Raw genomic sequence first — 21,098 nt, forward strand, 5'->3', positions numbered from 1 at the left:
TGTTTGGTCCTAGACTGCACTTCTATCAATGGGGGAGAGCCTGTCCTTTCCCCGGCGTGATGCACCACTTAAGCCACCCCATAATAATCAGAGTGGCCTGATGATTCGGACACAACACATGGAAGTAGTATCTACGGCGCCTTCGCCTGGCCGGGCAACGGGTTTTGCACGTTGCCGAAATATTCAGCAAGGCCCTGTTTTCATCATTGCATCCGGTAGTTCGGCAAAGGACTTCCCTATCGAAGCCTTCTCGAACATCCCGATGATCACCATGAACGGGGCCATCTCGATGTTCCGCGGCACCGGCATACAGCCCTTTTTTTATGCCTGCACCGACACCAGCTTCTCCCTCCAGCAACCCGAGCTCTTCACCCAGGCAATGGCTGTCAGTCAGCGTGTGGCGCTCTGGGAAGAACATGCCCGCACGATTCCAATCCAGCCTCGCGGCGAGCTGTTTCTGCTGAAGAAGGCGCCACGACAGACCTGGACGCAGCGATTGCTCAGGAGCAACCGCGACCTGGTTCGCCCTCCCCTGCTCTGGGGCAACAGGAGCCGGACCATCGGTTTCAGCAAGAACCTTGAACTGGGTTTCTTCGACGCCCGCACGGTGGCTTATCTGGCGCTGCAACTCGCCTATCACGCCGGCTTCAATACGGCGATCCTGGTGGGCGTCGACCTGAATCCTGCCCAGGGGCGTTTTTATGAAACGCCAGATACCTTCAAGTCACCCTGCGGCTTGGACCAGCACCTGCAATCGCGGATCCTGCCATCCTTGAAGCTGATGTCGGACAAGGTCATGGGCAAGGATTTTTCGGTCTACAACCTGTCCCCCACGTCGAGCATCCCTACTTCGATCATTCCCAAAATCAGTCTCGACGAACTCGACAAGCTGGTTAATCGCTGAGCACTCCATGCTCGGACGGATTGTGTTCGCCCACAAAAAAACCGCGCCTTGCGCGGTTTTTCTGTAAGGTCAGGATCAGCCGTTATTCGGGCAATGCATAAGCGATCACATAGTCCCCACGGTCCGGCGACTGACGCGCGCCGCCTGCGGTCAGCAGGATGTACTGCCGGCCGGTCTTGGGCGAAACGTAGGTCATCGGCCCCGACTGGCTGCCCACCGGCAGGCGGGCTTTCCAGATTTCGTTGCCGTTGCCGGTATCGAAGGCGCGCAGGTAGAAATCCTGGGTGCCAGCGAAGAACAACAGGCCGGACTGGGTTGCCAGGGACGCCCCCAGGGTCGGCATGCCGATCGGGATTGGCATGTGCATGCGAATACCCAGGGGACCGGTGTCCTGCACGGTACCGACCGGCACCTGCCACACCAGCTTCCTGGTTTTCAGGTCGATGGCCGACAGGGTGCCGAACGGTGGCTTCTGGCACGGAATACCGGCAGGCGAGAGGTAACGCTGGCGCATCGCCCCAAACGGCGTGCCGTCCTGGGGTACTACGCCCATTTCGATACCGCTGGCCCCGGCCGCGATCTGCGCCCGCGGGATCATGTAGTTGGCCAGGCCCAGGCGCATGTCGTTGACGAACATATAGTTGCTGTTCGGGTCCACCGACACGCTGCCCCAGTTCATGCCGCCCAGGGAGCCCGGGAACTGCAAGGCATGATCCAGGCCCGGCGGGGTGTAGACACCTTCATGGCGCATGCCCTTGAACTGGATACGGCACATCAACTGGTCAAATGGCGTGGCGCCCCACATGTCCGACTCGGTCAGGGTCTGGTTGCCGATCGACGGCATCTCCACCGAGAACGGCTGGGTTGGCGAGTAGCGTTCGCCCGGCATATTGCCCTGTGGCACCGGACGCTCTTCCACCCGGGCGATAGGCACGCCGGTTTCGCGGTTGAGCAGGAAGATCTCACCCTGCTTGGTGACCTGCGCCAGCGCCGGCTGCACCCCGCCCTTGTCGTCCGGCACGTCGTACAGCAGCGGCTGCGCCGGCAGGTCGAAGTCCCACAGGTCGTGGTGAGTGGTCTGGAAGTGCCAGCGTACCTGACCGGTCTTCACATCCAGGGCGACGATGGACGAACTCCACTTGTCGTCGAACTCCGTGCGCTGGCCAGCGAAGAAGTCTGGCGTGGCGTTGCCGGTCGGCAGGTAGACCAGGCCGAGCTTGGCGTCATAGGACATGGCCGACCAGACGTTCGGCGTACCGCGGGTGTAGGTCTCGCCCGCCGGTGGACGCTTGGTGGTGTTCGGGTTGCCCGGATCCCAGGCCCAGACCAGTTCGCCGCTGCGCACGTCGAAGGCGCGGACCACGCCCGGCGGCTCGCCGATGGAATAGTTGTCCGCCACCCGGCCGCCGACTATGACCACATTGCCGGCCACCAGCGGGGTCGAGGTCTGCTGGTAGTAGCCAGGCTTCACTTCGCCCATGTCGGTTTTCAGGTCGACCGTGCCTTTGTCGCCGAAGTCTTCGCACGGCTTGCCGGTTTGCGCGTTGATCGCGATCAGGCGCGCATCGCCGGTCGGCAGGAACAAACGCTTGGTGCAGGCGGCCGGAGCGGCCGCTGCCTCGGCGCCAGGCTCGGCGGAAGCATCGAAGTAACCCAGGCCGCGGCACCGCTGCCAGTTAGGCGCCGAGCCTTGCGGATCGAACTTCCAGCGTTCGGCGCCGGTGTCGGCGTCCAGGGCGAACACCTTGCCGTAGGCGGTGCAGGTATAGACCGTGTCACCGATCTGCAGCGGTGTGTTCTGGTCTTCGGCGCCCGCGCCGGTGCTTTGCGGAATGTCGCCAGTGCGGAAAGTCCAGGCCACCTGCAACTGGTCGATGTTGCCCTTGTTGATCTGGTCCAGCGCGGCAAAACGATTGCCGGCGGTGGTGTTGCCCCAATGGGCCCAGTCTTTCTGCTCGGTACCTGGAGCCACAGGCTTGATCGCCGGCTCGCTGCTGGCCTTGACCACGTGGGTCGGCACAAACATGTAGGCCAGGGTCGCCACGACACCAATGCCCAGCACGCCGGCCAGGCCATAAGCGCCACGCCCGGCGGTCGCGCCCGAAGCCCGCACCAGGGTCGGGTAGATCAGCGCCACCACCAGGCCGATAACGGCGAAGGTCAGCACCCGCGAAACCAGCGGCCAGTACTCCAGCCCGGCATCCCAGACCGCCCAGATCGCCGTCAGCACCAGCGCCACCCCATACAGCCAGGCACCACGCGGGTTACGCCGGGCGATCAGCAGCCCGGAAACGATCATCGCCAGGCCCATCAGCAGGAAGAACCAGCTGCCGCCCAGACTGACCAGGTACCCGCCCCCGCCGGCCAGCCCCAGGCCGATCAATGCGATCAGCAAACCCAGCGCCCCCAGCAGCCATTTGCTGCCGGTGGCAGCCCCAGAATTATTCATGTCGGAAATTTCTCCCATTCTTTACGTGGCGCAAGAATGTACTAACCAGTTACTTATGACAACTTGTCGCAGGCAATTCGTGGCAAAAAATGTCATCCGCGCTGTTGAGCCTGGCCGTCACAACAGGGCCGGCAGCCAATACAACTGACGCCATGCCGCAAGCATCGCCTGGAGCGAGCCTGTAACATGCTCGGCCACCGTTGCCCGCGCCGGAGTTCACCTTGTCTGACAGCCGCCCTCCCGTCCTCGACGAAATCGACCGCCAACTGATCGCGGCCCTGCAGATCAATGCCCGCGAAAGCGTGGCCATGCTCGCCAGGCAACTGGGGATCGCCCGTACCACCGTGACCTCGCGCCTGGCGCGGCTGGAAAAGGCGCGGGTGATTACCGGTTATGGCGTGCGCCTGGGTCAGCGGGTCATCGATGGCGGCTTGCAGGCCTACGTCGGGATCAAGGTGCAGCCGCGCTCCGGCAAGGAGGTCCTGCGGCGCCTGAGCGCCATGACCCAGGTCCAGCAGCTCTGCGCGGTCAGTGGGGAATTCGACTATGTCGCCTGGCTGCGCACCGATTCGCCGGAACAGCTGGACCAGTTGCTCGACCAGATCGGCAGCGTCGACGGTGTGGAAAAGACCACCACCTCGATCATTCTCAGCAGCAAGATCGACCGTGGGCAGCCCGTCTGAAGGTTTTTCCAGGCACGGTAACCCACTGTTTTGCGAGCGCTTCGCGCTCGATTGCAGCCTTCGGCAGCGGCTACAGAGAATCTTTCGTCAGTTAGTTAAAAAATATCGTCAGATTGAAATAAGATCATCCAAAACGACGACACTTTGCGTCTTATTAACGTGCGCAACGCTCCCTAGAATGGCTGCCATCTTTTCCTATACTCAGCGCTCTGCTCGAGTCGCCAGCAAGGTCAGCCATGAACAAGAACAATCGCCATCCTGCAGACGGTAAGAAACCCATCACCATTTTCGGCCCGGACTTCCCGTTCGCCTTCGACGACTGGATCGAGCACCCCGCCGGCCTGGGCAGCATTCCCGAAGCCAACCATGGCGCCGAAGTGGCGATTGTCGGTGCCGGTATCGCCGGGCTGGTGGCGGCCTACGAGCTGATGAAGCTGGGCCTCAAGCCCGTGGTGTACGAAGCCTCGAAAATGGGCGGCCGGCTGCGCTCCCAGGCATTCGAAGGCGCCGAAGGGATCATTGCCGAACTGGGTGGCATGCGCTTTCCGGTGTCCTCCACGGCCTTCTATCACTACGTCGACAAGCTGGGTCTGGAGACCAAGCCCTTTCCCAACCCGCTGACCCCGGCTTCCGGCAGCACGGTGATCGACCTCGAAGGCCAGACTCACTACGCGCAGAAGCTCGCCGACCTGCCGGCGCTGTTCCAGGAAGTGGCCGACGCCTGGGCCGATGCCCTGGAAGACGGTTCGCGCTTCGGCGAAATCCAGCAGGCCATTCGCGACCGCGATGTGCCGCGCCTCAAGGAACTGTGGAACACCCTGGTGCCGCTGTGGGACGACCGCACCTTCTATGACTTCGTCGCCACCTCGAAGGCCTTCGCCAAGCTGTCGTTCCATCACCGCGAAGTGTTCGGCCAGGTCGGTTTCGGCACCGGCGGCTGGGATTCGGACTTCCCCAATTCGATGCTGGAAATCTTCCGTGTGGTGATGACCAACTGCGACGATCACCAGCACCTGGTGGTCGGCGGTGTCGAGCAGGTGCCGCTGGGCATCTGGCGCCATGTGCCGGAGCGCTGCGCCCACTGGCCGCAAGGCACCAGCCTCAGCTCGCTGCACCATGGCGCGCCGCGTCCCGGGGTGAAACGTATCGCCCGGGCCGCCGATGGCCGCTTCAGCGTCACCGACAACTGGGGCGATACCCGCGAATACGCAGCAGTGCTGACCACCTGCCAGAGCTGGCTGCTGACCACCCAGATCGAATGCGAAGAATCGCTGTTCTCGCAGAAGATGTGGATGGCCCTGGACCGCACCCGCTACATGCAATCGTCGAAGACCTTCGTCATGGTCGACCGGCCGTTCTGGAAGGACAAGGATCCGGAAACCGGTCGCGACCTGATGAGCATGACCCTCACCGATCGCCTGACTCGCGGCACCTACCTGTTCGATAACGGCGACGACAAGCCGGGGGTCATCTGCCTGTCCTATTCGTGGATGAGCGACGCCCTGAAGATGCTGCCGCACCCGGTGGAAAAACGGGTCAAGCTGGCCCTCGACGCCCTGAAGAAGATCTACCCGAAAGTCGATATCGCCGGGCGCATCATCGGCGATCCGATCACTGTGTCCTGGGAGGCCGATCCGCACTTCCTCGGCGCGTTCAAGGGCGCGCTGCCCGGCCACTACCGCTATAACCAGCGCATGTACGCGCACTTCATGCAGGACGACCTGCCCGCCGAGCAGCGCGGGATCTTCATTGCCGGCGACGATGTGTCCTGGACTCCGGCCTGGGTCGAGGGCGCGGTACAGACCTCGCTCAACGCGGTCTGGGGCATCATGAAGCACTTCGGCGGGCAGACCCACGCCGAGAACCCGGGACCGGGCGACGTGTTCCACGAAATCGGCCCCATCGCCCTGGCCGACTGAACCTGTAGCCGCTGCCGCAGGCTGCGATCGAGCGCAACGCTCGTGGTCTTTGAGCAGCCCGCGGCAACGGCTACAGTGACAGTCCAGCGCACAGAGGAGTCATCGCCATGCGTGTAGCGCTTTATCAATGTGCCCCACAACCGCTGGATGTCGCCGGCAACCTGCAACGCCTGCAGAAAGTCGCCATGGAAGCTTCCGGCGCCGACCTGCTGGTGCTGCCGGAGATGTTCTTGAGCGGCTACAACATCGGTGTCGAGGCGGTGGGCGCCCTGGCCGAGGCCCAGGATGGTCCGTCGGCGCAATACATCGCCAATGTCGCCCAGTCGGCGGGCATCGCGATTCTGTATGGCTACCCGGAGCGCGCCGACGATGGCCAGATCTACAACGCCGTGCAACTGATCGACCGCAACGGCCAACGCCTGTGCAATTACCGCAAGACCCACCTGTTCGGCGATCTCGACCGCTCGATGTTCAGCGCAGGTCCAGACGATTTCCCCCTGGTGGAACTCAACGGCTGGAAGCTCGGTTTCCTGATCTGCTACGACATCGAGTTCCCGGAGAACGCCAGGCGCCTGGCGCTGGCCGGGGCCGAGCTGATTCTGGTGCCCACCGCCAACATGCTGCCTTACGACTTCATCGCCGATGTCACCGTGCGTTCGCGCGCCTTCGAAAACCAATGTTATGTGGCCTACGCCAACTACTGCGGCCACGAAGACGAGATCCACTACTGTGGCCAGAGCAGCATCGCCGCCCCAGACGGCCAGCGGATTGCCCTCGCCGGGCTGGACGAAGCCCTGATAACCGGCACGCTGGACCGTCAGTTGATGCTCGATTCCCGCGCCGCCAACCGCTACTTCCATGACCGTCGCCCGGAGCTTTACGACGACCTGAACAAGCGCTGATCCGGGGTTATCCGCTAGCATGGGCGCTTCACTGTTCTGGAAGTGCTCATGCCCGCGCTGAACCACCCTCTGCCTCATCGGGAAACCCTGGCCAACGGCCTGCGGGTTTCACTGCACCACGTCCCTCGATTGAAACGCTGCGCGGCGACCCTGCGGGTCTCGGCCGGCAGTCACGACGTACCGCTGGCCTGGCCCGGGCTGGCGCACTTTCTCGAACACCTGCTGTTTCTCGGCACCGAGCGTTTTCCCGCGCAACAGGGCCTGATGGCCTATGTGCAACGCCACGGCGGCCAGGTGAACGCCAGCACCGGCGAACGCCACACCGACTTCTTCTTCGAACTGCCCCCCGCGGATTTCGTCGGCGGGCTGGAGCGCCTGGCCGACATGCTCACCCACCCGCGCATGAGCCAGGAAGACCAGTTGCGCGAGCGCGAGGTGCTGCACGCGGAGTTCATCGCCTGGTCGCGGGATGCCGCGGCGCAACGGCAATTGGCCTTGCTCGACGGCCTGTCCGCGGAGCATCCCCTGCGGGCGTTCCACGCCGGCAATCGCTACAGCCTCAACGTGCCGCGCCCGGCGTTTCAACAGGCGTTGCAGGCCTTCTATCAGGCTCACTACCACAGCGGACAAATGTCCCTGAGCCTGGCCGGCCCCCAATCCCTGGAAGAACTGAAAGCCCTGGCCCAGGGTTTTGGCGCCGTCCTCGCCGTCGGTAAAGCGCAACTGCAAGCAGCCCCGGTGCCCTTGCTGACATCTGCACAGCAGCATTATCAGCAGCTCGACGGGCGCCACCTGAACCTGCTGTTCGCCTGCGAGCAACTGCCCACGGCCGCCCGTGAAGCGCTGGATTTTCTCTGCACCTGGCTGGCCTGCGGCAAATCCGGCGGGCTGCTGGCCATGCTCAAGGAGCGCAAGCTGGTCGAAGGGTTGAAGGCCGCGCCGCTGTATCAGTTTGCCGGCCAGGCGCTGCTGCATATCCAGTTCGACTTGACCGAGCAAGGCGCCCAACAGCCGAAGCAAGTGAGTGAGTTGTTCTTCGATTGGCTGGCGTTTTTCAGCAGCCAGGACGATTGGCCGGCATTGCGTGATGAATACGCCCTGCTGCAACAGCGCCAACGCCAGGTCGCCAGCGCACTGGCGTTGGCAAGACTGAATAACGAGCAGTTGGAACCGCAGCTGTCCGACCGCGGCGCCACGGCCCTCAAGGCCCTGCTGTCGCAACTTCAAGCCCCGTCGGCAGCCAGCGGCATCGGCTGGCAACTGCCTGCGCCCAATCCGTTCCTGCGCAGCTCGGCGCCAACCGCCCGGGCCGGCCTGATTCGCGGGCAAACCAGCGCCCACCGCGGCTTGCGCACCTTCGCCCAGGACCGCTTGCAGCAGCGTCGCGAATCCTCGGCGGTGACCTTCAGCCAAGCCATCGCCGACGACGCTGGCGAGGCGGCCCTGTACTTGCGCTGGCGTCTGCAAAGCGTGTTGCCGCAGGAACTGCGCAGCCGCTTGCAAAACCACCTGCGCAACCTGCGGGACGACGGACTTCAGGCGGGCGTCGAGCTGTCCCTCGGTGTCTCGGGTAACCAGTGTTTGCTGACGCTGAAGGGTCTTCCCGAACCGATTCCGGCCATGCTCCAGCAGGCTCTGCTGGAACTGAGCGAACCCGGCGCGGCATTCTGGCAGATGCCCCCGGCGACTCCCACGCCGCTGTTGCCGATCCGCCAATTGCTCCAGGAACTGCCCGAGCGCTGCCTGGACATACCCGCCTGCGAGGAACCGCATCCACTGGATGAACAAGGCTGGCAAACGCTGTGGGAAGGCGCCCACTGGGATGGCCTGGCCATCGGCCTGGCCCATGCCCAAAGCGCAATCGGCGCAGCATTGAGCAAAGCCCCAGGCACCGCCGACAGCCAGCTTTCTGCGCCACCCTCGATAGCCGCGCAGCAGCACTGGCATGAGCTCGCAACCGGCTCCGGCGAGCAGGCCCTGCTGCTGTTTTGCCCGGCAGCGGACACCACCCTTCAGCAGGAAGCCAGCTGGCGGCTGCTGGGGCAGCTTGGCCAGATGCCGTTCTATCAGCGCCTGCGGGTCGAGTTGCAACTGGGCTATGCGGTGTTCAGCGGTGTGCGACAGATCAATGGCCAGACCGGCCTGCTGTTCGGCGTGCAGTCGCCCAGTGCCCCACTGAGCGAGATCCTCGAGCATATCCGGGCGTTTCTGGCGCAGTTGCCCGAGTTGATCGCGGCACTGGATGACGCCTCCCTGGACGACTTGAAAGCTAACCTGGCCGCCCAGTTCGATGCCCGTGCATTGCCCGTGGCACAACTGGCCGAGCTGCTCTGGCAGGGCCGACTGGCCGGCCATCCGTCGGATTACCTGGAGCAATTGCAACAGGAAATCATGGCGGCGCCCCGGTCACAGCTGTTGCTCGCGGCCGAACAGTTGCAGCAGGCGCAAGGCGGCTGGCGCTGCCTGGCCAGCGGTGCCTGCCCGGGCGAACCCTGGCAAGCGGGAAAATGATCGTTACCCTGGCTGCAACGAGCTTTCTTCAACAATTGCAGTCATTCCCCGGGGGGAATTTAGTAAGATAGCCCCCTAAGCATCTGAACATCTCCGGTTGGAGGTGGACTATATGTATAGATCTCAACCGTCCCACCCACCTGAAGGAGCACCTCTATGTCCTGGTCCAAACCAACTTACACCGACCTGCGTATCGGCTTTGAAGTCACCATGTACTTCGCCAGCCGTTGATTGCTCGCGCAGTGCAACGCCTCGGCTCGCCGGGGCGTTTTTATTTTCAGCCTTAACCTGATGGAGCGGCCATGTTTGTCCAGATTCTAGGTTCCGCCGCCGGTGGCGGTTTTCCGCAGTGGAACTGCAACTGCGCGAACTGCGCGGGCTTTCGCGACGGCAGCCTGCGGGCAAAGGCTCGCACCCAATCGTCGATCGCCATTTCCGATGACGGCGTGAACTGGGTCCTGTGCAACGCCTCGCCGGACATCCGCGCCCAGCTCCAGGGCTTCGCCCCGATGCAACCGGGCCGCGCCCTGCGCGACACCGGGATCAGCGCAATCATCCTGATGGACAGCCAGATCGACCACACCACCGGCCTGCTCAGCCTGCGCGAAGGCTGCCCGCATCAGGTCTGGTGCACCGACATGGTCCATGAAGACCTCAGCAGCGGTTTCCCGCTGTTCACCATGCTCACCCACTGGAACGGTGGGCTGGACTGGAACCGCATCGAACTCGACCGGAGCTTCACCATCCCGGCCTGCCCGAACCTGCGCTTCAGCCCGCTGCCGCTGCGCAGCGCCGCGCCGCCCTATTCGCCCCATCGCTTCGATCCGCACCCGGGCGATAACATCGGCCTGATCGTCGAAGACCTGCGCACCGGCGGCAAGCTGTTCTACGCCCCTGGACTGGGCAAGGTCGACGCGGCGCTGCTGGAAATCATGAGCGGCAGCGACTGCCTGCTGGTGGATGGCACCCTGTGGGAAGACGACGAGATGCAGCGTCGCGGCGTCGGCACCCGGACCGGGCGGGAAATGGGCCACCTGGCGCAGAACGGCCCCGGCGGCATGCTGGAAGTGCTGGAACAGTTGCCAGAGCAGCGCAAGATTCTTATCCACATCAACAACACCAACCCGATCCTCGACGAGGATTCCGCCGAACGCGCGGAGCTGGCGCGGCGTAACGTTGAAGTGGCTTACGACGGCATGAGTATCGAGCTGTAACCACAGGAGCTATCGCGGGCAAGCCTCGCCCCTACGGACAGCGCTACCTGTAGGAGCGAGGCTTGCCCGCGATGAGGCCCGATGAGGCAACACTATCCACGGTTGTTCCCCGGAGAACCGCAATGACTGACACAGCAATGTCCCCCGCCGAATTCGAGCAAGCCCTGCGGGCCAAGGGCGCCTATTACCACATCCACCACCCATATCATGTGGCGATGTACCAGGGCCGGGCGACCCGCGAGCAGATCCAGGGCTGGGTCGCCAACCGCTTCTACTACCAGGTGAACATCCCGCTCAAGGACGCGGCGATTCTCGCCAACTGCCCGGATCGGGAAATTCGTCGCGAGTGGATTCAGCGCCTGCTGGACCACGACGGCGCCCCCGGCGAAGACGGTGGCATCGAGGCCTGGTTGCGCCTGGGGCAAGCGGTCGGTCTCGACCCGGACCAGCTGCGCTCGCAAGAGCTGGTGCTGCCGGGCGTGCGTTTCGCCGTCGATGCCTACGTCAACTTTGCCCGCCGCGCCAGCTGGCAGGAGGCCGCCAGCAGCTCGCTGACCGAGCTGTTCGCACCGCAGATCCACCAGTCGCGTCTCGACAGCTGGCCCCAGCATTACCCGTGGATCGACCCGGCCGGCTATGAATACTTCCGCACCCGCCTGGGCCAGGCGCGGCGCGATGTCGAGCACGGGCTGGCAATCACTCTGCAGCACTACACTACCCGCGCCGGCCAGGAGCGCATGCTGGAAATTCTCCAGTTCAAACTGGACATCCTTTGGAGCATGCTCGACGCCATGAGCATGGCCTATGAACTCAATCGTCCGCCGTATCACAGCGTCACCACAGAACGGGTCTGGCATAAAGGAATCACCCTATGAGCTTCGATCGCAGCAAGACCCCGACCTGGCGTCCCGGCTACCGCTTCCAGTACGAACCGGCGCAGAAGGGCCATGTACTGCTCTACCCTGAAGGCATGATCAAGCTCAACGAGAGCGCCGCGCTGATCGGCGGGTTGATCGACGGCGAACGGGATGTCGCGGCGATCATCCAGACGCTGCAAGTCCAGTTCCCCGACGTGCCCGAACTCGGTGACGACATCGAGCAATTCATGGAGGTCGCCCGTGCACAGCACTGGATCGAACTTGGCTGATTCGCCAGCGCCGATACCGCCCAAGCCGGAAGTCGGCCTGCCGCTGTGGCTGCTGGCCGAGCTGACCTACCGCTGCCCGCTGCAATGCCCGTACTGCTCCAACCCGCTGGATTTCGCCGAGCAGGGCAAGGAGCTGAGCACCGAGCAGTGGCTCAAGGTATTTCGCGAAGCCCGGGAGATGGGCGCCGCGCAGCTGGGCTTTTCCGGTGGCGAACCGCTGGTGCGCCAAGACCTTGCCGAGCTGATCGGCGAGGCGCGCAAGCTGGGTTTCTACACCAACCTGATCACCTCCGGCATCGGCCTGACCGAGCAGAAGATCAGCGACTTCAAGAAGGCCGGGCTCGACCATATCCAGATCAGTTTCCAGGCCAGCGACGAGCAGGTGAACAACCTCCTGGCCGGCTCGAAAAAAGCCTTCGCCCAGAAGCTGGAAATGGCCCGGGCGGTGAAAGCCCACGGCTACCCGATGGTGCTGAACTTCGTCACCCATCGGCACAACATCGATCGAATCGACCGCATCATCGAACTGTGCATCGCCCTGGAAGCCGACTTCGTCGAGCTCGCCACCTGCCAGTTCTACGGCTGGGCCCAGCTCAACCGCGTCGGCCTGCTGCCGACCAAGGAACAACTGGTGCGCGCCGAACGCATCACCAACGAATACCGCGCCAGGCTGGAAGCCGAAGGGCATCCGTGCAAACTGATTTTCGTCACCCCGGACTACTACGAGGAACGCCCGAAAGCCTGTATGAACGGCTGGGGCAGCATCTTCCTCACGGTCACGCCGGACGGCACCGCCCTGCCCTGCCACGGCGCCCGGCAACTGCCCGTGCAATTCCCCAATGTGTGCGACCACAGCATGCAGCACATCTGGTATGACTCCTTCGGCTTCAACCGCTTCCGTGGTTATGACTGGATGCCCGAGCCCTGCCGCTCCTGCGATGAAAAGGAAAAGGACTTCGGTGGCTGCCGCTGCCAGGCCTTCATGCTCACGGGCGATGCCAGCAATGCCGACCCGGTGTGCAGCAAGTCGCCCCATCACGGCGTGATCCTCAAGGCCCGCGAAGAAGCCGAGCACGCCACTCAGACCATCGAACAACTGGCCTTCCGTAATGAACGAAACTCACGCCTCATCGCCAAAGGCTGAATCCTTCAGCGCCGCCCAAGCCGTCGCCGCCGGCATCGATTTCGCCGAGCTGCGGCTCGGCGCCAACGGCCTGTTCTGGAACGAATACCGTCCCGAAGACGCCGCCTGCCGGATCTGGCACTGGCGCGACAACCAGGCCCGCTGCCTGACGCCACAAGGCTTCAGCGTGCGCAGCCGGGTCTATGAATACGGCGGTGGCGCCTTTTGCCTGAGCGATGACGGGCTGGTGTTCGTCAACGAGGCGGACCAGCAGCTCTACCGACAATCCCTGCAAGGCGAAGCGCCGGTAGCCCTGACCTGCGGCGAGTGCCGTTATGGCGACCTGCAGTTCGCCGCCGGCCAGGTGCTGGCAGTGGAAGAGCACAACAACCGGCATTGCCTGGTGACCATCGACTCCGGTAGCGGAAAACGCCAGCTGCTGGCCGAAGGGGCGGACTTCTACGCGGCTCCCACCTTGAGCCCGGACGGCCAGCGCCTGGCATGGATCGAATGGGATCGACCGCATCAGCCCTGGACCTCGACCCGCCTGATGGTCGCCGAGCGCCTGGCCAACGGCCGCTGGGATGACCCTCGGTGCCTGGCTGGTGATCGCGCGGAAGAGTCACTGCAACAGCCGCGCTTCGATGACAGCGGCCGCCTGTATTGCCTGACCGACCGCGCCAGCTTCTGGCAACCCTGGGGTGAAACCCCTAACGGCCTGCAGGCGCTGCCCTGCGCCGCCGCCGATCACGCCCCGGCGCCCTGGCAATTGGGCTGCTGCACCTGGCTGCCGCTGGGCGGCGACAGCTGGCTGGGTACCTGGACGCAAGCCGGTTTTGGCCGTTTGGGGCTGCGCCTGGCCGAGGGTGAACAACAGGACTTCAGCGGCGACTACAGCCGCTTCCGCAACCTGGCGCTGGATGAACGGTTTATCTACTGCATCACGGCGTCACCTGTGAGTCCGTCCGCGGTGATCGCCATTGACCGCCAATCGCAGCAGGTCAAGGTCCTGGCTGGCGGCGTGGCGCCCTTGCTGCCCGAGCAGATCAGCCGTCCGCAAACCCTGCGTTACCCCAGCGGCCAGGGCGAGGCCCACGGCTTTTTCTACCCGGCCATGAGCGATGACGACCGGCCGCCGCTGGTGGTGTTCATCCACGGCGGCCCCACGTCGGCCTGTTATCCGATACTCGACCCGCGTATCCAGTACTGGGCGCAACGGGGGTTCGCCGTGGCCGACCTGAACTATCGCGGCAGCACCGGCTATGGTCGCGAGTACCGGCAAGCCCTGCACCTGAGCTGGGGCGAAGTGGATGTGGAGGACGCCTGTGCGGTGGTCGCGTATCTGGCCCGACAAGGCCTGATCGATGGCGGCCGGGCGTTCATCCGCGGTGGCAGCGCCGGCGGCTACACCACCCTTTGCGCCCTGGCCTTCGCCGATGTGTTCCGTGCCGGCGCCAGCCTGTATGGCGTCAGTGACCCCGTGGCCCTGGCGCGAGATACCCACAAGTTCGAAGGCGACTACCTGGACTGGCTGATCGGCGACCCCGAACAGGATGCCGAACGCTATAAGGCCCGCACCCCGCTGTTGCATGCCGGCAATATCCGCGTGCCGGTGGTTTTCTTCCAGGGTGAACTCGATGCCGTGGTAGTGCCCCAGCAGACCCGGGACATGCTCAAGGCGTTACAAGACAACGGCATTGCGGCCGAAGCGCACTATTACCCGGACGAGCGCCACGGTTTTCGCAAGGCCGCCAATCAGGCTCACGCCCTGGAACAGGAATGGCTGTTTTATCGGCAGGTAATGGAACAGACGGACGCACCGGAATAATCGCCGTCCAAGGGGAACCAGCCCGCTCCTCTGCGGAGCGGGCGCCAGGCTCAGCGCTTGGCGATGATGTACACCGCATGCACGATGCCCGGGATGTAGCCGCACAGGGTCAGCAGGATATTCAGCCAGAACGCGCCGCCGAACCCCACTTGCAGGAACACGCCCAATGGCGGCAACAGAATGGCGATGATGATGCGGATAAAGTCCATGGGGCAGCTCCAGATAGTAATCGACTCGTACGAGCCTCACCGCTAATCGACCCATGGCGTTCGGCAGGGTTCAATCGATTCTGGCCAAGGGCCAGTTTTTATCCCCAGGCCGGGCGGTGTTTCAGTGCCGGCTCACGCCAGTATTTCAAGGCCGTGCTTCTGCACGATGCTCAGCAGTTTCAACGCCATGCCGCTCGGGTGCTTCTCGCCAGATTCCCACTGCTTCACCGTGGACGCGCTGGTGTTCAGGTAGCGGGCAAAGACCGGCTGGCTGACGTTACTACGCTCGCGCAGCAGCTTGATCTGCTCCGCGGGAATATTCGCCGGTACTGGCGCGATACACGCCTCATCGAACTGGCGCATGGTGGTTTTGCCAATGGCACCGATGGCGTGCAGGGCACTGGCCGACTCGTGTATCGATTCAAGGGCTTCAGTCTTGAATGGCTTGCTCATGTCTGATCTCCACAAACGCTTTCATCTCGAGTAGCTGTTGGACCTGCCAGCCATCCAGCCCTTCGTAGGCCTTGGCCAGCGCGCGGAATGCCTGCAGTTCCTGGTGGCTGATATTGCTCTGGTCCTGCTTGGCGAACAGGAACTGGAACACCCAGTAACGCCGGCCCCTGGCCAGGACGATCGAACGATGGCGGTTGGCGTTCAGGCGTTTTTTCCAGACCCCGCCACCCAAGTCATCAGCCTGGCCTTTGTATAACTCACTGAATGCGGCCAGCAACTGGTCGTCATGGATCAAGGCTTTTTTAGCCGCAACAGCAAAACCTTTGGTTTTGAACAACCTGAGTGTCATGGCTTCCCTTCCCAAAAACATACCACCCAGTGGTATATGTATTCAACCCAAGCTGCCCGGTGGTCTTGCGCCCCAGCAGCCCCACCGTCCTGGTGGATGAGCCTAAGGAACCTTGCCTGGATGATGGCCTTCAAGGCCTGATGGCGGTTTTGCAAAAGCCCGAGACAAAAAAACGCCCCGTGCGAAAGATCGGACACGGGGCGATGCGTTATACCGCGAGACGGTTCGGGAATTTCTGTCAGTGCAAGATCGGGTGTGGCGGGACCAAGCCAGGCCTCAAACCACCAGCCCCTTGCGGCATTGCAGCTGCGCGGTGCGTACTCGCGAAAAGGCCCGCGCCAGGCGCAGCAGCATTTCGTCGATGTTGGCCTTGCTCACCGTCAACGCCGGGGTAAAGCGCAGGCAGTCCGGTTGGGTTGCGGCCAGCAACAGACCTTCGTAACGGGCCGCCTTGACCACGGCCTCGGCCGAGTCGTCGGCCAGGCTCAGCCCCCAGAACAATCCCTGCCCACGCAGTTCTCCCTGGGCATAACGATTCGCCAGGCGGGCCAGCCCTTCGCGCAAGTACTGACCGTTGTCCCGCACATGCTCGAGAAAGCTGTTGTCCAGTACGCTATCGAGCACCGTCAGGCCCGCGGCGGTCATCAGCGCATTACCGTGATGGGTGCCGTTCAGCTCACCCACCTCGAAGCAACAGGCCTTGCCACGCGCCAGCAAGGCCGCCAAGGGCACGCCACCACCGAGGCCTTTGCCCAGGGCCACGATGTCGGCGCGCACGCCATAGACTTGTTCGGCCAGCAAGGTGCCGCAGCGGCCGATGCCGGTTTGCACTTCATCCAGGATCAGCAGGATGCCCAGCTCGCGGCACAGGCGTTCGACCCCCTTGAGGTAATGCTCGGTCGCCGGAATCACCCCGGCCTCGCCCTGGATCGGCTCGAGCATGATCGCCACGGTCTGCGCATCCACCGCGGCATGCAAGGCTGGCAGGTCATTGAAGGGAACATGACTGAAACCCGACAGCTGTGGCTCGAAGCGATTGGCGATATGGGTGCTTGCCGACGCCGACATTGCCGCGAAGCTGCGACCATGACAGCTGCCGCTGGCAGTGATGATCTTCGCGGCCCCACCGCGGTGCAGCTGGCCCCATTTGCGGGCCAGCTTGATCGCCGCTTCGCAGGCTTCGCTGCCACTGCTCAGCAGATAGGCCTGGTCGCTGCCGGTGCTGCGGCACAAGCGCTCGCTGAGGTTGAGCATGCCGCGGTTGTAAAAGCCCGAGCCGGGGTTGATCAGTGACTGGGCTTGGGCCGTCAGTGCCTTGACCAGCGCCGAGGGACTATGGCCAAGGCTGTTGGCGGCGTTGCCCTGGACGAAGTCGAGGTAGGCGCGGTCATCGCTGTCCCACAGCCATGAGCCCTGGCCACGTACAAACACTGGGTGGGGTCGCTGGACGCTGGGCATCAGGCACTCACTGGAAAGGTTGTGGCTCATCGGCGACAGGCAGGGCTCGACCGCCAGATCATCAAGGCTCGGCTGAGGGCGGCGCAGGCTGAACAGGTTCATGCGCTCAACCCCTCCAGCGGCAGGCCCAGCAGGCGCGCGGACCAATCCTCGATCAGGCCGGTGCGCATGCGCTTGATCGCGATGTCGCGCCAACGCGACGCCAGTGCCGGACAGTCCACCAGTTTCTTCAAGCCCGCATGCTCCAGAGGTTCTCGATAAAAACAACGCAGGGCCCAGGCCACGGTCAACCCCGGGTAACTGCGCTGGATCAGCTCGAAGGGCTGATCGGCACTGACGAAACCGGGTTTGAGCACCCGGTAGAACCAGCCGCAGCGACCATTGCTTTGCGCCTGTTGCGGCAGGTCGGGGATGCCCCAGCGGTGGCTCAGGCGATAACAGGGCGAACGCGGCTGGCTGACCTGCAGCAGCGCGCCGCCCCAGCGGAACATATCGCCGAGGCAGACCTGTTCCTCGGTCAGGCCGTGGGTAGACAGGTTTTCGCCAAAGGCCGGGGCACACCAGTCGATCTGTGGATAACGCTTGCGCCAGTAGCTGTAGTGTTCGGCGGGGTAATGGTGCAGCGCCCGCTCCGGGCCGGTATGAAAGCGCGGGTCGCCGTGTTCGTCGCTGCCCAGGCCCTGCGGCCATAACCAGAGTCGGCTTGCAACCGGACGTTTGTCCGTATCACTGATCAAACCCTGTCCGAGGTTTTTTGCCTTGCCTATGTAAACACCATCCACGTAAACGGTATTCATCTCGCCTTCTGGCCCTGTAAGCCCTGTGAATAGGGGTTAGACTAGGCTTCTGCGGCCTATCGGGCCATTTCGATTTTCCAGCTTTTTCGATAAGCAGAACTTATGGATTTTAAACAACTGCGTTATTTCGTCGCGGTGTATGAAGAAGGTCACGTGGGACGAGCCGCCGAGCGCCTGTCGATCTCCCAACCCGCCCTCTCGCAACAGATCCGTCAGCTGGAACAGAACCTCGATGTCAGCCTGTTCGAGCGCAGCAGCAAGCGCCTGTTGCCGACCCTGGCGGCCCATACCCTGTACAACCATGCCCTGCCCTTGCTCGACGGCATGCAACGGGCTCGTGAAGCCCTGGGCAACTTCAAGGGCCAGGCCCTGCGCACGCTGGCGATCGGCGTACTGCAAACCGTGCACAGCAGCCTGGTGCCGCAAATGCTTGAGCGGGTGCGCAAGGCCCAGCCACATCTGGTGGTGCAGATCTACGAACTGACCGGCCTGGAAATCGAACGGCGCCTGCTCAATGGCTCATTGGATATCGGCATCAGTTATCTGCCGCCGCGCCAGCCAGGGTTGCATGGCGTACAGCTCTACGAAGACGAGTTGACCCTGGTGATTCCTGCCGAACATCCCCTGCGCGAATTCAAGAAGGTCTCCATGAGCCAGGCCGCGGAGCTGCCCATGCTGTTGTTGGGCGAGGAGTTCCAGATACGCCAGATCTGGCAGGCGCAACTGGCCAACCTCGGACGCCGGCCGCAGGTACAGGCGGAGCTGAACAATATGGCGGGGATTCTCGACAGCTTGCCCAACACCCGCCTGGCGACGGTCCTGCCGGGGCGCTCGCGGCAGACCCACAGCCATACGGACCTGTTATGGAAACCGCTGAGCGAACCGAGGGTGCCGTTGAAAGTGGGGCTGGTATGTCGTGATGTGCAGCGTCAGCAGGCAACCCTGGAATTGCTGCGAACCTTGCTGGAAGAAGAGATGAGCGGTCCGGAAGGACGGATGACAGGCCCGGTGACGCTGGAAGGGCTGGGTTGAAGCAGCGCAGATAAAAAACGCGGGCAAAAGAAAACCCCGCCGAAGCGGGGCTTTGCAGACTGTTTCCCTGACATCCTTTTCACTCCACCATCCTGGCGGAATCCTACGTGTCCGTGTTATTGCTTTGCGCTTCCTGCGCGACGTCCATGTGAAGTAGATTAGCTCTGGATCCAATCTGCCGATATGGGTGATTAGCAGCACGTCATGTAAGAGAATGCTTACATGACATGCCCATGCTCAGAACTGCGCCGCATCCAGCAGGAACAGTGATTCGCTACCTGCCTTCACCGATGCGCTCAGCGAGTGGATACGCGGCAGCAGACGGGCGAAGTAGAAGCGCGCGGTACCCAGCTTGCTGGCGTAGAAATCGTCTTGCGACTCCTTGCCCTGGGCCGCTTTTGCCATCAACGCCCACATGTAGGCGTACGCCGTGTATCCGAATGCTTGCAGGTATTCGACCGAGGCCGCGCCGATTTCGTTCGGATTGGTCTTGGCCCGGTCCAGCAGCCAGGCAGTCAGTTCGTCCAGGTTATCCAGTGCGTCGTTCAACGGCTTGGTGAACTCGGCCAGATCGGCGCTGGCGGTCGCGGTGAAATGGCGAATCTCGTCAGCGAACAGCTTGTAGAACGCCCCGCCGCTGCCGACGATCTTGCGCCCGACCAGGTCCAGCGCCTGGATGCCGTTGGTGCCTTCATAGATCTGGGTAATGCGCACATCGCGCACCAGCTGCTCCTGGCCCCATTCACGGATGTAGCCGTGGCCGCCGAAAACCTGCTGGCCGTGAATCGTGGTTTCCAACCCCAGGTCGGTGAGGAAGGCCTTGGCCACCGGCGTCAGCAGGGCCACCAGATCTTCCGCGCGCTTACGCACCAGCGCATCTTCGCTGAACTTCGCGGTATCCAGTTGCATCGCCACATAGGTGGAGAACGCGCGGCCGCCTTCGTTCGCGGCTTTCATGGTCAGCAGCATGCGACGCACATCCGGGTGCACGATGATCGGGTCAGCGACCTTGTCCTTGGCTTGCGGGCCAGTCGGCGAACGGCTTTGCAGGCGATCGCGGGCGTATTCCACGGCGTTCTGATAGGAACGCTCGCCCGAGGCCAGGCCTTGGATACCGACGCCCAGACGCTCGTAGTTCATCATGGTGAACATTGCCGCCAGGCCCTTGTTCGGCTCGCCGACGATGTAACCGACGGCTTCGTCGAAGTTCATCACGCAGGTGGCCGAGGCCTGGATGCCCATCTTGTGTTCGATCGAACCGCAGTTGGCCGGGTTGCGCGCCCCCAGGCTGCCGTCGGCGTTGACCAGGAACTTCGGCACCAGGAACAACGAAATGCCCTTCGGCCCCGCCGGTGCGTCCGGCAGCTTGGCCAGCACCAGGTGGATGATGTTCTCGGTCAGGTCGTGCTCACCGCCGGTAATGAAGATCTTGGTGCCGCTGACCTTGTAGGAGCCGTCGGCCTGCGGCTCGGCCTTGGTGCGAATGATGCCCAGGTCGGTACCGGCATGCGGCTCGGTGAGGCACATGGAGCCGGCCCAGACGCCTGCATACATGTTCGGCAGGTAGGCCGCCTTCAATTCTTCGCTGGCGTGGGCATTGATCGACAGGCAGGCGCCTGCGGTCAGCATCGGGTACAGACCAAACGACAGGCTGGCCGAGTTGACCATTTCCTCGACCTGGGCCGATACCGCCTTGGGCATGCCCATGCCGCCGTAGGCTGGATCGCCGCCGACGCCGACCCAGCCGCCTTCGGCGTAAGTCTGATAGGCCTGTGGAAAACCTGCTGGCGTAGTCACCGCGCCGTCGCTCCAATGACAGCCCTCTTCATCGGCGCCGCGGCTCAGCGGGGCGATACTTTTGCCGGTGACTTTGCCGGCTTCCTCAAGAATCGCTTCGACGGTTTCAGCGTCGACGGTGTCGGCCAGAGCAGGCAGTTCGGCCCAGAGTTTGGCGACCTCGAAAACTTCATTGAGGACGAAGCGCATATCGCGCAGGGGCGCTTTGTAGTCAGCCATGGCAAACCTCGCAAGATCTAAACAAGTGGACCCGAACGGCCCCAGTTACGAAAGCTCGAGTGTACCCGAACAACTTTTGCGACACATAGGGTCAACTCATGACT

General features: G+C 63.0%; 19 protein-coding genes. 12 read left to right on the forward strand and 7 right to left on the reverse strand.

All coding sequences use genetic code 11. The features are described 5' to 3' along the window. The first annotated feature begins 118 nt into the window (after positions 1 to 118). Positions 119 to 904, forward strand: coding sequence for a WaaZ-like lipopolysaccharide core biosynthesis protein (locus AC3RCP_RS29180; protein WP_256593444.1), 786 nt, complete (start codon positions 119 to 121; stop codon positions 902 to 904). Positions 905 to 986: 82 nt separating this feature from the next. On the opposite strand, the gene AC3RCP_RS29185 is transcribed toward AC3RCP_RS29180, so the two are convergent. Beyond that, positions 987 to 3,353, reverse strand: coding sequence for a glucose/quinate/shikimate family membrane-bound PQQ-dependent dehydrogenase (locus AC3RCP_RS29185; protein ID WP_101339286.1), 2,367 nt, complete (start codon positions 3,351 to 3,353; stop codon positions 987 to 989). 221 nt (positions 3,354 to 3,574) lie between these two features. Between AC3RCP_RS29185 and AC3RCP_RS29190 the strand changes: the two genes are divergently transcribed. The 10 genes from AC3RCP_RS29190 (at position 3,575) to AC3RCP_RS29235 (ending at position 14,680) form a co-directional block, all read left to right on the forward strand. Beyond that, positions 3,575 to 4,036 (forward strand): Lrp/AsnC family transcriptional regulator, encoded by a 462-nt coding sequence (locus AC3RCP_RS29190; RefSeq protein ID WP_492570670.1) that lies wholly within the window; start codon positions 3,575 to 3,577, stop codon positions 4,034 to 4,036. Positions 4,037 to 4,272: 236 nt separating this feature from the next. After that, positions 4,273 to 5,955 (forward strand): flavin monoamine oxidase family protein, encoded by a 1,683-nt coding sequence (locus tag AC3RCP_RS29195; RefSeq protein ID WP_063433212.1) that lies wholly within the window; start codon positions 4,273 to 4,275, stop codon positions 5,953 to 5,955. A gap of 107 nt (positions 5,956 to 6,062) precedes the next feature. Beyond that, positions 6,063 to 6,857: a carbon-nitrogen hydrolase family protein gene (locus tag AC3RCP_RS29200; RefSeq protein ID WP_492570669.1), complete on the forward strand. Its 795-nt coding sequence runs from the start codon at positions 6,063 to 6,065 to the stop codon at positions 6,855 to 6,857. 48 nt (positions 6,858 to 6,905) lie between these two features. Further along, a complete protein-coding gene (pqqF, locus tag AC3RCP_RS29205) occupies positions 6,906 to 9,368 on the forward strand; it encodes a pyrroloquinoline quinone biosynthesis protein PqqF (RefSeq protein WP_492570668.1) in 2,463 nt (820 codons plus the stop codon). A gap of 156 nt (positions 9,369 to 9,524) precedes the next feature. Beyond that, positions 9,525 to 9,599, forward strand: a complete 75-nt coding sequence (pqqA, locus tag AC3RCP_RS29210; RefSeq protein ID WP_101339494.1) for a pyrroloquinoline quinone precursor peptide PqqA — start codon at positions 9,525 to 9,527, stop codon at positions 9,597 to 9,599. A 71-nt stretch (positions 9,600 to 9,670) separates the two neighbouring features. Continuing rightward, entirely contained in the window at positions 9,671 to 10,582 is a 912-nt protein-coding gene (gene pqqB, locus AC3RCP_RS29215) for a pyrroloquinoline quinone biosynthesis protein PqqB (protein WP_053262888.1), read from the forward strand. 122 nt (positions 10,583 to 10,704) lie between these two features. Next, positions 10,705 to 11,457, forward strand: coding sequence for a pyrroloquinoline-quinone synthase PqqC (pqqC, locus tag AC3RCP_RS29220; RefSeq protein WP_007926092.1), 753 nt, complete (start codon positions 10,705 to 10,707; stop codon positions 11,455 to 11,457). Continuing rightward, complete coding sequence (gene pqqD, locus AC3RCP_RS29225; RefSeq protein WP_007926090.1) at positions 11,454 to 11,729, forward strand: pyrroloquinoline quinone biosynthesis peptide chaperone PqqD; 276 nt, start codon at positions 11,454 to 11,456, stop codon at positions 11,727 to 11,729. The genes pqqC and pqqD overlap by 4 nt, the downstream gene beginning before the upstream one ends. Beyond that, positions 11,701 to 12,873: a pyrroloquinoline quinone biosynthesis protein PqqE gene (gene pqqE / locus AC3RCP_RS29230; protein WP_007926087.1), complete on the forward strand. Its 1,173-nt coding sequence runs from the start codon at positions 11,701 to 11,703 to the stop codon at positions 12,871 to 12,873. The genes pqqD and pqqE overlap by 29 nt, the downstream gene beginning before the upstream one ends. Then, positions 12,839 to 14,680, forward strand: coding sequence for a S9 family peptidase (locus tag AC3RCP_RS29235; RefSeq protein WP_492570667.1), 1,842 nt, complete (start codon positions 12,839 to 12,841; stop codon positions 14,678 to 14,680). The genes pqqE and AC3RCP_RS29235 overlap by 35 nt, the downstream gene beginning before the upstream one ends. Before the next feature lie 50 nt (positions 14,681 to 14,730). On the opposite strand, the gene AC3RCP_RS29240 is transcribed toward AC3RCP_RS29235, so the two are convergent. From AC3RCP_RS29240 to AC3RCP_RS29260, 5 genes are all read right to left on the reverse strand, one after another. After that, complete coding sequence (locus AC3RCP_RS29240; protein ID WP_003228885.1) at positions 14,731 to 14,889, reverse strand: YqaE/Pmp3 family membrane protein; 159 nt, start codon at positions 14,887 to 14,889, stop codon at positions 14,731 to 14,733. A gap of 132 nt (positions 14,890 to 15,021) precedes the next feature. After that, entirely contained in the window at positions 15,022 to 15,342 is a 321-nt protein-coding gene (locus tag AC3RCP_RS29245) for a helix-turn-helix domain-containing protein (RefSeq protein ID WP_007926083.1), read from the reverse strand. Then, positions 15,320 to 15,691: a type II toxin-antitoxin system RelE/ParE family toxin gene (locus AC3RCP_RS29250; RefSeq protein ID WP_492570666.1), complete on the reverse strand. Its 372-nt coding sequence runs from the start codon at positions 15,689 to 15,691 to the stop codon at positions 15,320 to 15,322. Before AC3RCP_RS29250 ends, AC3RCP_RS29245 begins: the two co-directional genes overlap by 23 nt. 276 nt (positions 15,692 to 15,967) lie before the next feature. Continuing rightward, positions 15,968 to 17,251 (reverse strand): aspartate aminotransferase family protein, encoded by a 1,284-nt coding sequence (locus tag AC3RCP_RS29255; RefSeq protein WP_101339292.1) that lies wholly within the window; start codon positions 17,249 to 17,251, stop codon positions 15,968 to 15,970. Further along, a complete protein-coding gene (locus tag AC3RCP_RS29260; RefSeq protein ID WP_492570665.1) occupies positions 17,248 to 17,946 on the reverse strand; it encodes an MOSC domain-containing protein in 699 nt (232 codons plus the stop codon). Before AC3RCP_RS29260 ends, AC3RCP_RS29255 begins: the two co-directional genes overlap by 4 nt. 102 nt (positions 17,947 to 18,048) lie before the next feature. Between AC3RCP_RS29260 and AC3RCP_RS29265 the strand changes: the two genes are divergently transcribed. Then, positions 18,049 to 18,978, forward strand: coding sequence for a LysR family transcriptional regulator (locus AC3RCP_RS29265; RefSeq protein ID WP_492570664.1), 930 nt, complete (start codon positions 18,049 to 18,051; stop codon positions 18,976 to 18,978). Between the two features lie 237 nt (positions 18,979 to 19,215). Here AC3RCP_RS29265 and AC3RCP_RS29270 read toward each other — a convergent pair whose 3' ends face one another. Continuing rightward, entirely contained in the window at positions 19,216 to 20,994 is a 1,779-nt protein-coding gene (locus AC3RCP_RS29270) for an acyl-CoA dehydrogenase C-terminal domain-containing protein (protein ID WP_007926073.1), read from the reverse strand. Positions 20,995 to 21,098: the final 104 nt, after the last annotated feature.

The organism is Pseudomonas sp. GW822-FHT05A08 (genome assembly GCF_058800485.1).

What these genes read in the sequence shown, in the direction of transcription:
- AC3RCP_RS29180 (WP_256593444.1), top strand. Translation starts at nt 119, where the DNA reads ATGGAAGTAGTATCTACGGCGCCTTCGCCTGGCCGGGCAACGGGTTTT.
- AC3RCP_RS29185 (WP_101339286.1), bottom strand. Translation starts at nt 3,353, where the DNA reads ATGAATAATTCTGGGGCTGCCACCGGCAGCAAATGGCTGCTGGGGGCG.
- AC3RCP_RS29195 (WP_063433212.1), top strand. Translation starts at nt 4,273, where the DNA reads ATGAACAAGAACAATCGCCATCCTGCAGACGGTAAGAAACCCATCACC.
- AC3RCP_RS29200 (WP_492570669.1), top strand. Translation starts at nt 6,063, where the DNA reads ATGCGTGTAGCGCTTTATCAATGTGCCCCACAACCGCTGGATGTCGCC.
- pqqF (WP_492570668.1), top strand. Translation starts at nt 6,906, where the DNA reads ATGCCCGCGCTGAACCACCCTCTGCCTCATCGGGAAACCCTGGCCAAC.
- pqqB (WP_053262888.1), top strand. Translation starts at nt 9,671, where the DNA reads ATGTTTGTCCAGATTCTAGGTTCCGCCGCCGGTGGCGGTTTTCCGCAG.
- pqqC (WP_007926092.1), top strand. Translation starts at nt 10,705, where the DNA reads ATGACTGACACAGCAATGTCCCCCGCCGAATTCGAGCAAGCCCTGCGG.
- pqqD (WP_007926090.1), top strand. Translation starts at nt 11,454, where the DNA reads ATGAGCTTCGATCGCAGCAAGACCCCGACCTGGCGTCCCGGCTACCGC.
- AC3RCP_RS29235 (WP_492570667.1), top strand. Translation starts at nt 12,839, where the DNA reads ATGAACGAAACTCACGCCTCATCGCCAAAGGCTGAATCCTTCAGCGCC.
- AC3RCP_RS29240 (WP_003228885.1), bottom strand. Translation starts at nt 14,889, where the DNA reads ATGGACTTTATCCGCATCATCATCGCCATTCTGTTGCCGCCATTGGGC.
- AC3RCP_RS29245 (WP_007926083.1), bottom strand. Translation starts at nt 15,342, where the DNA reads ATGAGCAAGCCATTCAAGACTGAAGCCCTTGAATCGATACACGAGTCG.
- AC3RCP_RS29250 (WP_492570666.1), bottom strand. Translation starts at nt 15,691, where the DNA reads ATGACACTCAGGTTGTTCAAAACCAAAGGTTTTGCTGTTGCGGCTAAA.
- AC3RCP_RS29255 (WP_101339292.1), bottom strand. Translation starts at nt 17,251, where the DNA reads ATGAACCTGTTCAGCCTGCGCCGCCCTCAGCCGAGCCTTGATGATCTG.
- AC3RCP_RS29260 (WP_492570665.1), bottom strand. Translation starts at nt 17,946, where the DNA reads ATGAATACCGTTTACGTGGATGGTGTTTACATAGGCAAGGCAAAAAAC.
- AC3RCP_RS29265 (WP_492570664.1), top strand. Translation starts at nt 18,049, where the DNA reads ATGGATTTTAAACAACTGCGTTATTTCGTCGCGGTGTATGAAGAAGGT.
- AC3RCP_RS29270 (WP_007926073.1), bottom strand. Translation starts at nt 20,994, where the DNA reads ATGGCTGACTACAAAGCGCCCCTGCGCGATATGCGCTTCGTCCTCAAT.